A 15,213-nucleotide genomic window follows, 5' to 3' on the forward strand; every position below is an offset into this window, starting at 1 on the left:
TTAACAATCTGGATAAGTTAATCTATTTGTATAACGGTGATGCGATCGTTATACTGACTAAACTCCTTATCATAAAATCAGTTAGCGAAATGCAGTGTTTAATCCGCTGATTTTTCTTGCTTTTTTATGTAGGGAGCAGCCGCCTTCGGGCGGCTGTGTGTTGAAACTCAACTCGCTGGAGTAGTTAATGCCCTATCAAACGCAGCCGCCTTCGGGCGGCTGTGTGTTGAAACGTTTGAAATCCTTACATATTTTGCTTGCTCCGGCAGCAGCCGCCTTCGGGCGGCTGTGTGTTGAAACTACTGATCTGTCATTAGTTTGATTCTGGGCGATCGGCAGCCGCCTTCGGGCGGCTGTGTGTTGAAACAGTTAAAATCACATCATCATCAATCTGTGATGAAGCAGCCGCCTTCGGGCGGCTGTGTGTTGAAACAGCAATCGAGTCTTTTGAAATAACACTAATAGGAGCAGCCGCCTTCGGGCGGCTGTGTGTTGAAACGTCGATAAAAAAATCGAAGAAATCAAAAAAGCGGTGCAGCCGCCTTCGGGCGGCTGTGTGTTGAAACTACTGTTGCAAAATAAGCCACAAGCGCATTTTTAGCAGCCGCCTTCGGGCGGCTGTGTGTTGAAACTAAATAAGGCGGATTCTCTCCGCCTGTTCGCTTGTGCAGCCGCCTTCGGGCGGCTGTGTGTTGAAACTGCTCACCCGAAGAGATTGCTGCTCTCTTCTCCAGCAGCCGCCTTCGGGCGGCTGTGTGTTGAAACAACAAAGCACAACTCACTGACTAACAGTACATTGGCAGCCGCCTTCGGGCGGCTGTGTGTTGAAACTAGTCAAAACGTATTGCAATGTACCATTTCTATAGCAGCCGCCTTCGGGCGGCTGTGTGTTGAAACCTGATTTTTAGTATTACAAACACAGAGAAATCGAGCAGCCGCCTTCGGGCGGCTGTGTGTTGAAACTAGATACTCTAATGATTAGAATAAATACTGTAAGCAGCCACCTTCGGGTGGCTGTGTGTTGAAACAGAAAGTGAACATACAAAAAACAATATTAAAAACGCAGCCGCCTTCGGGCGACTGTGTGTCGATATATTACAATCCCCTTGCCCTTCCCCTACAAAATAGATAGACTGAACTCCGTTATTAGTCGGGGTGCTTTGTGCTGAGATCATACCCGTGAACCTGATACAGTTAATACTGACGTAGGAAACTAACGAGAAAATCATACTTCCTTTCTTTTTCTCCACTTCTCTTCATTCGTCATTATTGCTGATTATCTTTTTTCATTAAAAAGGAACAATGATGCAATATGGTTTTTGTCGTTCTGTGCCGGTAAATGGCGGAGGGCGTTATGAGTAAAGTCGCGCAAGCGTTGACCATTGCCGGTTCGGATAGCGGTGGTGGCGCCGGAATTCAGGCAGATTTAAAAACATTTCAAATGCGTGGTGTGTTTGGTACCTCGGTGATTACGGCTGTCACGGCGCAAAACACCTTAGGCGTCTTTGATATTCACACCATCCCCCTTCAAACCATTCAAAGCCAGCTGAAAGCGATTGCTGATGATTTCACGATTAGCGCCTTTAAAATCGGTATGTTAGGCACAGCAGAGATTATTGAATGTGTTGCTGAGGCATTAAATCAGTATCATTTTGGCACGTTGGTGTTAGATCCTGTCATGATCGCCAAAGGCGGTGCACCCTTGTTACAACAAAGAGCGGTCGATTCTTTGAATAAATTTTTATTGCCGTTGGCGGATGTGATTACGCCGAACTTGCCGGAAGCCAAGGCGCTGACAGGCGTGGAGGTCATTGACGATCAAACAGCGCAACAAGCGGCGCAAATTTTGCAGACGCGTGGTGTGAAAACCGTGGTAATTAAAGGCGGACACAGTGCTCATTCACAAAGTGCGGTATGCCGCGATTGGGTGTTTACCCCTGAAGGGCACTTTACATTAGAAAGCCTACGTTATGCGACAGCGCAAACGCATGGCACGGGTTGTACGTTCTCCGCCTGTATGACGGCAGAACTCGCCAAAGGCGCTTCTGTGGAACAGGCGATTAAAACCGCAAAAGACTACATTACGGCGGCAATCAGCCATCCGTTAAATATCGGCCATGGATATGGGCCGACCAATCATTGGGCTTATCAAGACAAAGCATAATTCATACTGAGGAACAGACACATGAAAAAAACAACGTTAATTTTGACCGCACTTTCTTTATGCGCCGGCACCGCATTGGCGAATCATCATGAAGAAACCGTGAATATTTATACTTACGATTCTTTTACGTCCGATTGGGGTGCCGGCCCGAAAGTGAAGCAGGCATTTGAACAGCAATTTCCGTTTTGCAAGGTGAATTATATGCCGTTTGAAAGCGGTGGTACGTTGTTTAATCGTGTGCGTTTAGAAGGCCATAAAACCAAAGCAGATGTCCTGTTGGGCTTGGATAATTTTGTGTTGGATGAAGCGAAAAAAAGCCATCTATTTGATGCGAATAACGTGGATTTAAGCAAACTTTCTTTGCCAAGCCAATGGACGGATAACACGTTCTTACCTTACGATTTCGGCACTTACGCCTTTGTCTACGACAAAAATAAAGTGAAAAATCCGCCGAAAAGCCTGAAAGAATTGGTAGAGCGGGAAGATTTACGTGTGATCTATCAAGATCCTCGCACCAGCAGCGTAGGACGTGGTTTATTAGTGTGGATGAATACGGTTTATCCTGAAGACCAAGTGGCACAAGCTTGGCAACAACTTGCCAAACACACGGTTACTGTGGGCAAAGGCTGGTCGGACACTTACGGCGCATTCCTGAAAGGGGAAGCCGATGTGGTATTGAGTTACACCACTTCGCCGTTATATCACCAATTATTTGAAAATAAAGAGAATTATGCGGCAACCGCTTTTACTGAAGGGAATGTGGTGCAAGTGGAATTGGCGGCGCGAATCGCTGAACACAAAAATCAATGTGCTGATCATTTCATGAATTTTTTAGTGACGCCGGAAGCGCAAAAACACATTGTTACGGCAAACGTGATGTTCCCCGTAATCCAAGCGCCAGTAGAACCGCACTTTGATGCTTTAAAAGAAAAGGTGTTGCAACAACCTTTCTTAAATACATCCAATATTACTCCGGAAACGTTGCGTCGTTGGATTCATCAATGGCAAACCACATTAACTCAATAATCTGAACGGTGTTTTTGTTGTCTCGTTCCTTGTTTACTCGTTTAGTGTTTTCCAATCCGCAATTCCGCCCACGTCATTATATGGGCGGAATTTGCGTCATTTTGCTCATTTCCCTGCTTTATGGCTTCGCCATGCGTGCCGTGTTGGCGCAGGGCACTGAATTTCAGTGGCAACAGTTCTTTGCCGATAGCTATTTGCATCACGTTATTGCTTTTAGTTTCGGGCAGGCGTTGCTTTCCGCATTGTTATCCCTGTTCTTCGGGGTGTTGTTAGCTCGCGCTTTTTATTATGTGGAATTTGTCGGCAAAGCCTTTTTGCTGAAAATCATGTCGCTGACTTTTGTGTTGCCGGTGTTGGTGGCGATTTTCGGCTTAATCGGCATTTATGGCGCCTCCGGTTGGATCGCGCAGTTCTTCCATTTTTTAGACCGCACTTGGACGGGCAGCATTTACGGCTTGTCGGGGATTTTAATCGCCCATCTTTTCTTTAATATTCCGCTGGCAACCAAATTGTTTTTACAAAGTTTGGAAAGCATTCCTTACGAACAGCACCAACTGGCAGCACAGCTGAATATTCGTGGTTGGCGTTTTGTGCGATTGGTGGAATGGTATGCACTGCGTCGGCAGATATTGCCGACTTTCAGCTTGATTTTTATGCTTTGTTTTACCAGTTTTACGGTGGTGCTTACCTTAGGCGGAGGGCCACAATATACCACGCTGGAAACGGCAATTTATCAAGCGATTTTATTTGAATTTGATTTACCGAAAGCGGCGATATTTGCCTTGTTGCAGTTTGTGTTTTGCTTGCTGCTATTTATGTTTAGCAGCCTGTTCAATACCACTTCACAAACCACCTTAAGCAGCCCGTATCGCTGGCTGGAGGCTCCGAAAAGTGCGGTCAAAATTTTCCATGTTTTTTTGCTCGGTGTTTTTGTGTGTTTTATGTTATCGCCGTTGTTAAATATTTTGTTTAGCGCGCTGACATCCGGAAAATGGCTGACAGCGTGGCAAAATCCACAGCTGTGGAAAGCCTTAACCTATTCTTTAACCATCGCGCCCGCGTCCGCCTTGCTGGCGTTGCTCATGGCGGTGGCGTTATTGTTATTATCCCGCCGTTTGCAATGGCTTTATTATGTGAAAACAGCACAGTTTATTCTCAATGCCGGCATGGTGATTTTGGCGATTCCCATTTTGGTGTTGGCGATGGGGTTATTTTTGTTGTTGCGTGACGTGGATTTTACCAATGCCTATTTATTTGCCATTGTCGTTGCGTGTAACGCCTTGAGTGCTATGCCTTTCGTACTGCGCATTTTGACTGAACCATTCAATAACAATATGTTGTATTACGAACGTTTGTGTAACTCCCTTGGGATTGTCGGCTGGCAACGTTTTCGTCTGATTGAATGGCATGCACTTCGTACACCGATAAACTATGCGCTTGCCTTGGCATTTGCGCTTTCCTTAGGAGATTTCACGGCGATTGCGTTGTTCGGCAACCAAGAATTCACCTCGTTGCCCCATTTGTTATATCAACAATTAGGCAGTTATCGTCACCAAGATGCCGCTGTCACTGCCGGTATTTTGCTGTTATTATGCGGCGCTATTTTCGCCTTAATTGAAAATCAAAAGGAACAACATGATTCGCTTAGATAACGTATTTTTAGCTGATGATGCACTGCCGATGACATTTGATTTACAGGTGGCGGCAGGGGAGCGTATTGCCATTGTCGGGCCAAGCGGTGCGGGTAAAAGTACGTTGTTAAATTTAATTGCCGGTTTCGTGTTACCGACGCAAGGCAATATTTGGTTAAACGGTGAAAATCATACCTGTAGTGCGCCTTATGAGCGCCCTGTGTCCATGTTGTTTCAAGAGAACAATTTATTTCCCCATTTAACCGTGCAACAAAATTTGGCATTGGGCTTAAAAACAAGCTTAAAATTGACCGCACTTGAGCAAGATCAGATCGAACAGGTGGCCGATGCGGTAGGATTAACATCCTTTTTATCCCGTCTGCCAAACAGTTTGTCGGGCGGACAAAAACAACGGGTCGCATTGGCGCGTTGTTTATTGCGTGATAAACCGATTTTATTGTTAGACGAACCGTTTTCTGCGCTCGATCCGGAGTTGAGACTGGAAATGCTCAATTTGATTGATGAACTTTGCCACAGTAAAAACTTAACATTGTTGCTTGTGACCCATCAACCGTCAGAGCTGACGGGCAAAGTGGATCGTATGCTTCGTATTGAAAATGGTCGGATAAGCCAGCAAGAAAAATGCGCTTAAAATGCACTGCACTTTTTATTTACTTTGTTTTACTTAAGGAGACCTATGTCAACTAGTACCTTACAAATTTACTCCATCACACCGCATCCAACCGCAGAATATTGGTCGGTGTGCAAAGTAGAAGCTTTATTTGAAACCCCATTTTTAGATTTAGTTTATCGGGCGGCACAAGTTCATCGCAAAAACTTCAACCCGCGCGCCATTCAGCTTTCTACCTTAATGTCGATTAAAACCGGCGGTTGTCCGGAAGATTGTGGGTATTGTCCGCAATCAGCGCGTTATCATACAGGCGTCCAAAATCAAGAGTTATTAAACGTGGAAGACATCGTTGCGAAAGCCAAAATCGCGAAGGCGCGTGGTGCAGGTCGCTTCTGCATGGGCGCCGCATGGCGTGGACCGAAACCGAAAGATATTGCAAAAGTGACGGAAATTATCAAAGCGGTAAAAGCACTGGGGATGGAAACTTGCGGTACTTTTGGCTTATTGCAAGATGGCATGGCGGAAGAATTAAAAGACGCAGGCTTGGATTACTACAACCACAACCTAGACACCGCACCGGAACATTACAGCGAAGTGATTGGCACGCGCCGTTTTGACGACCGTATCAGTACCTTAGGAAAAGTGCGCAAAGCCGGCTTGAAAGTATGTTGTGGCGGTATTGTGGGCATGAACGAAACCCGCAAAGAACGCGCGGGACTTATTGCCAGCCTAGCAAATTTGGATCCGCAACCGGAATCCGTGCCAATCAATCAATTAGTGAAAATTGAAGGTACGCCGCTTGCTGACGCAGAAGAACTAGATTGGACAGAATTTGTGCGCACCATTGCCGTAGCACGCATTACCATGCCAAACAGTTACGTTCGCTTATCCGCCGGCCGCCAAGGCATGAGCGAAGAAATGCAAGCAATGTGTTTCATGGCGGGGGCTAACTCCATTTTCTACGGCGACAAACTGCTTGTGACGGGGAACCCGGAAGAAGACGGCGACCGTTTATTGATGGAAAAACTTGATTTAGAACCGGAAACGGAAGAGAACAAGCATTTGCGTTGATGGTTAATTGAAACATATAAAAAAGCCACTTTGAATTCAAAGTGGCTTTTTTTGTTTACGGATTTTTTGGGTATTTGAAATTACTTCAATTGTCCTTTAATTGCCTCAGCAACGAATTCTGCTTCAGGGCCGAGAATCACTTGTAGTCCATCGTTACCAAGTTTGACGTTACCTTTGGAGCCGAGGGATTTAAGTTGTGGTTCGTCGATTTTGCTACGATCCGCTAAGGTTAAACGTAAGCGAGTGATACAAGCATCAACGGTTTTTAGGTTATCGGCACCGCCTAAAGCGTCGATAAATTTAACCGCTCTTTCTTCACGAGAGTGATTGTGTTCGCTTTGTTCTTCTTTTGGCTCTTCAGTTTCTTCGGTACGACCGATAGTTTTTAAGTTGAAGGCTTGGATAGCAAAGCGGAAAACGACATAGTAAATGGTGAAGAAAATTAAGCCTTGTACCAATAACATGTACCAGTCAACGGCTAATGGGTTGCGTGAAGATAACACCATATCCACTAAACCTGCGCTGAAGCCGAAGCCCGCAATCCAGTGCATGCTCGCTGCGATAAACACGGAAATACCGGTTAATAGGGCGTGTAATACATAAAGAATCGGTGCCACGAACATGAAGGAGAATTCAAGTGGTTCGGTGATACCGGTGAAGAAGGAAGCAAATGCACCCGCTAACATGATGGAAGCGACTTTCACTTTTTGGCTTGGTTTTGCACATTGGTAAATCGCCAATGCAGCACCCGGTAAACCGAACATCATGACAGGGAAGAAACCTGCTTGATACATACCGGTCACACCCACAGTTGCAGTGCCTTCAGCGATGGATTTTGCACCACCTAAGAAATTCGGAATGTCGTTAATACCAGCGACGTCAAACCAGAATACAGAGTTTAATGCGTGGTGTAAGCCAACCGGAATTAATAGACGGTTGAAGAAGCCGTAAATACCCGCACCCACAGCGCCTAAATCTTTGATGGATTCACCGAAAGACACTAGTGCGTTGAAGATGTAAGGCCATACATAAAGCAGAATGAAAGAAAGTGCAATCATGGCGAAAGAGACCACGATTGGGACTAAACGTTTTCCGCTGAAGAAGGACAGGGCTTTTGGCAACTCTACTTGATAGAAACGGTTGTAAAGTTCAGCAGAAAGCACACCGATTAAGATCCCGATAAATTGGTTATTGATTTTACCGAAAGCGGCAGGCACTTGGGTTGGATCAAGATGCTGTAATTGTGCCACGCCACCCGGTGCAAGTAGAGTGGTCACCACATAGTACCCCACTAAACCGGAAAGAGCGGCAGAACCGTGTTTGTCTTTGGATAAACCGAAAGCGACACCCACGGCAAATAATAAGCCCATGTTGTCGATGATGGCAGCACCGGATTTGATGAGCAAGGCGGCAAGCTGACTATTTGCCCCCCAACCGTCCGGGTCTAGCCAGTAGCCGATCCCCATTAGTACGGCGGCTGCCGGTAATACGGCAACCGGCACCATTAAGGCTTGCCCGATTTTTTGGGCATAACTGAGAATACTCATAAGAACTCCTTTAATTTATTGATTCCATAAAATAATTTTTTAGGCCTGCGTAGCATAGCGTAATCAGATTTCTTTTTTCAAATGAAAAGGCGTGTATTTGTGAAGTTATCACAGCTCTGTTAGCGTTGTGCTAAGCAGGTTAAAAACAAAATAACGGATCAAGCGCACTTAATCCGTTAAATTGATACTAAAAGAAGATTATTCTACTTTTAATTGTTTGCCGTCATAGCTCATGGTTTGAACAGATGTTAACGCTTTGCCGCCTTCTGTTTCACCGCCGATGAGCAATACTTTGTTGTCATAAGACACGGCAACACCGTAACCGATACCTGCAGGTAATTCGCCGACAATTTTCCATTTACCGTTGTTAAGGGTGTAAATGTCTTTATGCCACGCTTTGCTCAAGCCTTTGTGCGCGTGGAGCATGCCTTCTTTGAATTGTTTTACAGAACCTGGGAAGTTTGCACCACCGGTGACTAAGTAATGACCGTGGCTGTAACCTGCCATCGCACCGGCTAAACCATCTTGGCTTTGACCTTTTGGTGCAGGTAAATCAGGTAAGTTTTTCCATTGAACACCTTTCGCTGTGAATTTACCGGAATGGGTTTCCGCTGTACGCAAGCCCGGTTTGATTTCACCGTTCACGACAACTAAATCATCACCTTGAATGGTAAATGCCGCACCAGCACGACCGGAGAATGGTACGCGACCTTCATTGCGCCATTTATTCGTAGCTGGCTCATAGCTTAATAATTCGGTTGTGAAGAAATAATCTTCAGGGCGTTGTTCGAAATACGCTTTGGTGATTTCGTCTTTTTTCGCTTTGTCTTCACCTGCAGCAACAGTGTCTTGGAAGAAACCGTTGAAAATAGACAAGTTAGAACCGCCCACGATATACACTTTATCACCGTGTGATGCACCGGTAGAGCCGACTAAACCACGTGGTGAACGGGTTGGTAATTTGCTCCAAGTGTTGTCAGCCGGGTTATAGCTGTAAGCATCGTTGACTAATTGTAATTCGCCTTTTTCATTTTTTTGTAATCCGCCGAATACATATAATTTGCCGTCAACAGCCGCAGCCACCGGTTGGTTACGGTCACCGCCAGGGAATGCCGCGATTTCTTTCCATTGCGCGTTCGGCGTTTTTAAGTCTAACGCATAGAATTTGTCACCGCCTGTGCCTAAGCCCACATAAACAGTGTCGCCAATTAACGCACCGGCACCGCTTTTAATACCGACCGGTAAGTCAGGATAAGCAGCTGCTTGGGCTGTCGCAGCAAAAGTGGTTGCAGCAAAGAAGAGTGCAGCTAATGTTGTTTTTTGAAATTTCATAATAAACCTCGTTTTTGAGTTATTGTTTGCTATTCGTAAACGGCTTGAATAGGTTTTTATGTTTGAAATTACGGATGCTTAGACAGGTTCGCAACCGTAATCTCTTTGGTTAAGTAAAGTGCGGTTCAAATTTACTGCGTTTTGCAACCGCACTTTTAGGTTCCTAAGGTATTAACAAATTCGGAATGAATGTGATGATACTTGGGAAAATGGTTATTAATACTAAAGTAACGAAAATTGGGATTAAGAATGGTAATACGCCTTTCGTTACTGTGGACACGGACATGTTACCCACACGTGCGACCACGAATAATGCCATACCCATCGGTGGCGTTAAGATACCAATCATCATGTTCAAGGTTGTCATAACACCGAAGAACACAAGGTCGATACCGAATTGCATGGCGATTGGAATTAACATTGGCAATACAAGGAATTGTAATGCTAACGCGTCAATGAACATACCGAGGAACAATAACAAGGCATTGATCATGACTAATACCATTAACGGAGAATCCGCTACCGCGACGAAGACGTCAGCAATACGCATTGCCACTTGTTCACGTGCGATCATGTCACCGAAGAAGGTTACGGTCATAATCATTAATGCAACAACACCGGTAATGGACATCGCTTCCACGCAGCTGTTGAACAACATTTTCAAGGTTAATTCTTTATAAACGAATTTACCGATAATGACGGAGTAGGCAGCTGCAACCACCGCAGATTCAGTTGGGCTGAATAAGCCGGAGAAGATCCCGCCGATAATCAATAATGGGGTTAAAATTGCCCAGAATGCTCTTTTGAATGACGTGCAAAGTTCTTCACGGGTCGCTTTTGGCGTTCTTGGATAACCACGTTTTTTGGAAATGTAGTAGTTCATTGCCATGAGAGCGATGGTGACTAATACACCCGGTACGAAGCCGGCAATAAAGAGTTTTGCAATGGATTCGTTCGCGATAACACCGTAAATGATCATGGCAATACTTGGTGGAACCAATGGACCGATGATACAAGATGCTGCTGTAATACCGCCGCAGATGTCATCGTCATAGCCTGCATCACGCATGGCTTTGATTTCCAATTGACCTAAACCACCCGCATCGGCAAGTGCAGAACCTGACATCCCGGAGAACAACAAGCTTGCACCGATGTTAACGTGTCCCATACCGCCGGTATAGTGGCCAAGTAAGGCTTTGGCGAAGTTAAAGATACGTTCGGTGATACCACCGGTATTCATTAAAATCCCGGTCAGAATATAGAACGGTACAGCAAGAAGCGGGAAGCTATTCAAACTCATGGTGAGTTTTTCAGAAGCCGCATTCACCACGTTCCAACGGGTCATGGAGAAGTAAAGTAGGGTAGTGATAAATAATGACCAACCTACCGGTACGCCCAAGAACATGATGACTAACCAGAAGAGCAATGCCACATAGACTGCATTGGAACCAAATTTAACATATTCGGTTACGCGTAGCGCTTTGTACCAGTCAGGGGCAAGGAATAAAATACCCAATAAAACAACCGCACTTACGATAAAGAAGGTTGCCGGTAAATAGCTTTTGTTTTGTTTGAAGTTGTCTGCTTGCGCTTGGAAGAAGCGAACGAGCATCAATACGGCAATGATTGGTAAGGAGGCATAGATCCATTTTTCAGAAATACCGCCTAACGCATCAATCGGGAAACTGGCACCTAAATAGGTTTTGATACCAAAGTGGATAAAGAAAATCACACCGAGGAAAATCACGATTTGTACGAATGTGTTGGTGATTTTTTTGACTGCCGGTGGCATTAAGTTAGTCAAGAAGTCGATATAAACGTGCTCTTGTTTTCTGACGGCAACGCTAATGCCGAGCATACCGACATAAACGAACAGCAATTTGGCAAGTTCTTCACTCCAAATTAATGGGGAGTGGAAAGCTTGTCTGAATAGAATTTGCAAAACAAGAATGCAGAATATCACGAGGAATAATGCCCCACCGATCCATTCTTCGAGTTTATTAAAGATTTTCATATTCAACTCCGTTGAATAATAAAGGAGAGAAAAAGCGTGCCTGCCGAAACAGGCACACGAATAAGAGAATTATTTGCTTACAGCTTGAATTTGTTTAAGTGCTTCTTCGCCTTTCGCACCGGTTTGTTTTACAAAGTCAGTATAGAAAGGTTTCATTGCTTCTTTGAATGGAGTGAGATCCGGATGTGTTACGGTTACACCTTGTTTTTCAAAGAAAGTCACTAATTCTTTTTCGCCGTCAACGAATAATTTGGTGTGGTATTCTGCGGCTTTTTGTGCTGCATCACGAACCACTTTTTGTAAGTCAGCCGGTAACTCAGCAAAGGTTTCGTTACTTACAAGATAAAGTTGGTCGTTCAAAATGTGGTTGGTCATTGCCAAGTATTTTTGCACTTCATAGAATTTTTGTGCTTGAACGGTTGCCAATGGGTTTTCTTGACCGTCAACGGAATTTGTTTGTAATGCTAAATACACTTCAGAGAATGCCATTGGTGTTGGGGATGCGCCAACGTATTTTGCGTACGCCAAGTTAGTTGCCGCATTTGGTACGCGTAATTTTAAGCCCTTCATGTCGGCAATGCTGTTGATTGCACGGTTAGAGGTGGTTTGACGTGTACCGTTATAGGCTTGGGATAATAAGGTTAAGCCTAAATCTTTGTTCATTTTTTGGATTAAATCTTTACCAAAGGCAGTGTCAAATAACGCTTTTTGTGCCACGCTGTAGTCAGTGATGACATAAGGTAATGCAAATACGGCTGCTTCAGGATAGAACAATTGGAAACGGGCAGATTCAGCAAAAGTGAAGTCTAACGCACCGTCTTTTAATTGTTTTAACATGGCGCGGTCGTCACCCAATTGAGAACTTGGGTAAAGTGAAATTTCGATTTTGCCGTTAGATTTTTCTTTCACTTCTTTGGCAAACATTTCAGCGGCTTTGTATTCGTTAGAAGACGTACCTGCGTTCATACCGAATTTTAAATCATACTCTGCAGCGTTAGCAGCGGAAGTCACACCTAATGCGATTGCAGTAGCAAGGAAAAGTTTTGCTAGTTTCATAAGTTACTCCTGTAAGGGTGGTAAGTTAATTGATGTTTAAAAACATGGTTAGATTACAACTCGGTGACCATTCTAAAGTAAAAAAATCATTTTCAAATAGATTGTGAAGTTTTATTTCAGAAATGAGAGGTAGATCACATCATTGGAAAAACGCTTCAAAAATATATTTCAAAATGAAGTGTTGTTATCATATAATGCGCGATGACAAGAATGACTGCCAAATGCAGCCGCAAATTAATAGGAGTTTTTATGTCATTCACTCAACACAAATTATCCCACCAAGAGGTTTTTGCCAAAATTCAAAATGGATTGATTGCGTCCTGCCAACCGGTCGATGATGGCCCAATGGATAAGCCGGAAATTGTTGCCGCCATGGCACAGGCTTCGGTTGTCGGTGGTGCGGCTGGACTACGTATTGAAGGCGTGGACAACTTGAAAGCAACGCGTCCAACAGTCAATGTACCGATTATCGGCATTGTTAAACGCGATTTGCCGGACAGTCCGGTACGTATCACCCCGTTTTTACAAGATATTGAAGATTTAGCGCATGCCGGTGCGGATATCATTGCAGTGGATGGCACCAATCGTCCGCGCCCTGTTGATATTGAAAGTGCGGTCAAAAAAATTCATGAAATGGGCTGTCTTGCCATGGCGGATTGTTCCAATTTAGAAGAAGGGTTGTACTGCCAAAAATTAGGCTTTGATATTGTGGGTAGCACCATGTCAGGCTACACAGGTGGTGCTGTACCGGATGAACCGGACTATCAATTAGTGAAAGATTTGAAAGCCGCAGGCTGCAAAGTGATGGCGGAAGGACGTTACAACTCGCCGGAACTTGCCAAAACCGCCATTGAGATCGGTGCGGATTTTGTGACCGTAGGTTCTGCGTTAACCCGTTTAGAACATATTGTAAGCTGGTTCTCAAGTGCGGTTAATTCTGCAAATAAATAATTAAGAGGGGAAACATGATGCGTTGCTTAGCCTTAGATATCGGCGGAACTAAAATCGCCTCAGCCATTGTGTCAGGGAACCAAGTGACACAACGTCAACAAATCCACACACCGCAAGAAAATGTGGTGGAGGCAATGCATCAAACGCTCGCACAATTACTTTCGGATTATGCGGGGCAATTCGATTATGTTGCGGTTGCCTCCACAGGCATCATCAATAAAGGAATATTGACCGCACTTAACCCGAAAAATTTAGGCGGACTGGCTTATTTCCCATTAAAACAAAGCATTTCTCAGCATACGTCAAAGCCGGTGTATTTATTGAATGATGCTCAGGCTGCCACTTATGCCGAATATCAACTGCAAGATAAAAATAACCTTCAAAACTTTGCTTTTATTACCGTCTCTACCGGCGTAGGTGGCGGGTTAATTTTAAACCACCAATTACTCACCGAACCGAACGGCATTGCCGGTCATATTGGACATACTGTTGCGGATCCAAATGGTCCTGTGTGCGGTTGTGGTCGAGTTGGTTGTGTGGAAGCCATCGCATCAGGACGTGCCATTGAAGCGGTTTCTAAACAATGGGATGATCCTTGCGATCCAAAAGAAGTCTTTGCCCGTTTTAGAAAAACGGATGAAAAAGCGACCGCACTTGTGTCTCGTTCAGCAAAAGCGATTGCCAATTTAGTGGCGGATTTAGTGATTGGTATGGACGTGCAACACGTGATCATTGGCGGTAGCGTTGGGTTGGCTGAGGGCTATTTGCCTTTGGTGAAGCAGTATTTGGCGCAAATGCCGGAAATTTATCGTTGTCCATTGGATGCGGCTCAATTAGGGCAAGATGCCGGACTTATCGGCGCGGCTGCATGGGCACTCACTCAAATTAATCGTTAGGAGCATTTATGGCAAAAAACGGCAGTGTACTGAATACCATTAGCTCTTTGTACCAAAGTTTAACGAAGACAGAGAAGAAAATCGCAGACGCCATTAACCGCTCGCCGGATATCGTCATGCGACACTCTTTAGCCGAGTTAGCTTCTTACTTAGATGTGGGAGAGGCTACTTTCGTACGTTTTTGTCGTACTTTGGGTTTTCGTGGGTTTAGTGATTTCAAATTGGAGTTTTCTATTGAAGTGGCTAAAACGCAAGGGGGCAAAGATAACAGTTTATTGGATACGGAAGTCACCGCAGATGATGAACCGGTAAAAATTGCCCGCAAATTGCAGTCCGTGATTAATACGGTAATGGATGAAACCATTGATTTGCTGGATCTGAACCAGTTGGAGTTAGTGGTTCGTTTCATTCGACGTGCGAATCGTGTTTTTATCTTCGGTGTGGGCACCTCGGGGGTGACAGCAGAAGATGCTAAAAATAAATTTATGCGTATCGGCATTCCGGTCGATGCCAGCGGTAACAATCATTTTATGTATATGCAAGCGGCATTGTTACAACGCAATGATGTGGCGATTGGTATCAGCCATTCCGGCTATTCACAAGAAACCGCACATGCGTTAAAGATTGCAAAAGACAACGGCGCAACGACAGTGGCATTGACCCACAGCATGCGCTCACCTTTGACCGAACACGCAGATTTTGTGTTGGTCAACGGTAATAAACAAGGAAAGCTGCAAGGCGACTCCATTGGTACGAAAATTTCTCAATTGTTTGTCTTGGATTTGATTTATGCGTTGATAGTCCAAGCTGAGCAAGAAAAAGCGACGCAGACAAAAGAGAAAACCCTTAATGTCATTTTAGAACAACGTATTAAATACTAAACAGGAGAAAACA

Annotated in this window: 12 protein-coding genes, 1 CRISPR repeat array and 1 riboswitch; of the genes, 8 read left to right on the plus strand and 4 right to left on the minus strand. The window is 44.6% G+C overall.

What is annotated here, in order from left to right:
* Window positions 1-135 precede the first annotated feature (135 nt).
* Window positions 136-1,094: a CRISPR direct-repeat array (repeat unit 32 nt; unit sequence GCAGCCGCCTTCGGGCGGCTGTGTGTTGAAAC).
* Window positions 1,095-1,141: 47 nt separating this feature from the next.
* A riboswitch (TPP riboswitch) is annotated at window positions 1,142-1,229 on the plus strand.
* 125 nt (window positions 1,230-1,354) lie between these two features.
* The 5 genes from thiD to bioB are packed head-to-tail and all read left to right on the plus strand — an operon-like array spanning window position 1,355 to window position 6,523.
* On the plus strand, window positions 1,355-2,164 hold the full coding sequence (thiD, locus tag DK415_RS01755) for a bifunctional hydroxymethylpyrimidine kinase/phosphomethylpyrimidine kinase (protein ID WP_109432176.1): 810 nt from the start codon (window positions 1,355-1,357) through the stop codon (window positions 2,162-2,164).
* Between the two features lie 21 nt (window positions 2,165-2,185).
* A complete protein-coding gene (gene thiB, locus DK415_RS01760) occupies window positions 2,186-3,190 on the plus strand; it encodes a thiamine ABC transporter substrate binding subunit (protein ID WP_109432177.1) in 1,005 nt (334 codons plus the stop codon).
* A gap of 8 nt (window positions 3,191-3,198) precedes the next feature.
* The gene (gene thiP / locus DK415_RS01765; RefSeq protein ID WP_420884502.1) at window positions 3,199-4,842 is read left to right on the plus strand and encodes a thiamine/thiamine pyrophosphate ABC transporter permease ThiP; all 1,644 of its coding nucleotides are present in this window, start codon (window positions 3,199-3,201) and stop codon (window positions 4,840-4,842) included.
* Window positions 4,826-5,473, plus strand: a complete 648-nt coding sequence (gene thiQ, locus DK415_RS01770) for a thiamine ABC transporter ATP-binding protein (RefSeq protein WP_109432178.1) — start codon at window positions 4,826-4,828, stop codon at window positions 5,471-5,473. The genes thiP and thiQ overlap by 17 nt, the downstream gene beginning before the upstream one ends.
* Window positions 5,474-5,518: 45 nt before the next feature.
* Window positions 5,519-6,523, plus strand: a complete 1,005-nt coding sequence (gene bioB / locus DK415_RS01775; protein ID WP_109432179.1) for a biotin synthase BioB — start codon at window positions 5,519-5,521, stop codon at window positions 6,521-6,523.
* 80 nt (window positions 6,524-6,603) lie between these two features.
* Here bioB and nagE read toward each other — a convergent pair whose 3' ends face one another.
* The 4 genes from nagE to DK415_RS01795 form a co-directional block, all read right to left on the minus strand.
* Window positions 6,604-8,070, minus strand: coding sequence for an N-acetylglucosamine-specific PTS transporter subunit IIBC (nagE, locus tag DK415_RS01780; protein WP_109432180.1), 1,467 nt, complete (start codon window positions 8,068-8,070; stop codon window positions 6,604-6,606).
* A gap of 198 nt (window positions 8,071-8,268) precedes the next feature.
* Window positions 8,269-9,402 carry an N-acetylneuraminate epimerase gene (locus DK415_RS01785; protein WP_109432181.1) on the minus strand — a complete coding sequence of 378 codons (1,134 nt, stop codon included), beginning with the start codon at window positions 9,400-9,402 and terminating at the stop codon, window positions 8,269-8,271.
* Between the two features lie 163 nt (window positions 9,403-9,565).
* Window positions 9,566-11,416, minus strand: coding sequence for a TRAP transporter large permease subunit (locus DK415_RS01790; RefSeq protein ID WP_109432182.1), 1,851 nt, complete (start codon window positions 11,414-11,416; stop codon window positions 9,566-9,568).
* Window positions 11,417-11,485: 69 nt separating this feature from the next.
* Window positions 11,486-12,472, minus strand: coding sequence for a sialic acid TRAP transporter substrate-binding protein SiaP (locus DK415_RS01795; RefSeq protein WP_109432183.1), 987 nt, complete (start codon window positions 12,470-12,472; stop codon window positions 11,486-11,488).
* 249 nt (window positions 12,473-12,721) lie between these two features.
* Here DK415_RS01795 and DK415_RS01800 point away from each other — a divergent pair, with 249 nt between their 5' ends.
* The 3 genes from DK415_RS01800 to DK415_RS01810 are packed head-to-tail and all read left to right on the plus strand — an operon-like array spanning window position 12,722 to window position 15,200.
* The gene (locus DK415_RS01800) at window positions 12,722-13,423 is read left to right on the plus strand and encodes an N-acetylmannosamine-6-phosphate 2-epimerase (RefSeq protein ID WP_109432184.1); all 702 of its coding nucleotides are present in this window, start codon (window positions 12,722-12,724) and stop codon (window positions 13,421-13,423) included.
* 17 nt (window positions 13,424-13,440) lie between these two features.
* Window positions 13,441-14,319 (plus strand): N-acetylmannosamine kinase, encoded by an 879-nt coding sequence (locus tag DK415_RS01805; RefSeq protein ID WP_109432185.1) that lies wholly within the window; start codon window positions 13,441-13,443, stop codon window positions 14,317-14,319.
* An 8-nt stretch (window positions 14,320-14,327) separates the two neighbouring features.
* Window positions 14,328-15,200, plus strand: a complete 873-nt coding sequence (locus DK415_RS01810; RefSeq protein ID WP_109127988.1) for a MurR/RpiR family transcriptional regulator — start codon at window positions 14,328-14,330, stop codon at window positions 15,198-15,200.
* The last annotated feature ends 13 nt before the right edge of the window (window positions 15,201-15,213 follow it).

This window comes from Aggregatibacter segnis (genome assembly GCF_003130075.1).
In the GTDB taxonomy this organism is placed as follows: domain Bacteria; phylum Pseudomonadota; class Gammaproteobacteria; order Enterobacterales; family Pasteurellaceae; genus Aggregatibacter; species Aggregatibacter segnis_A.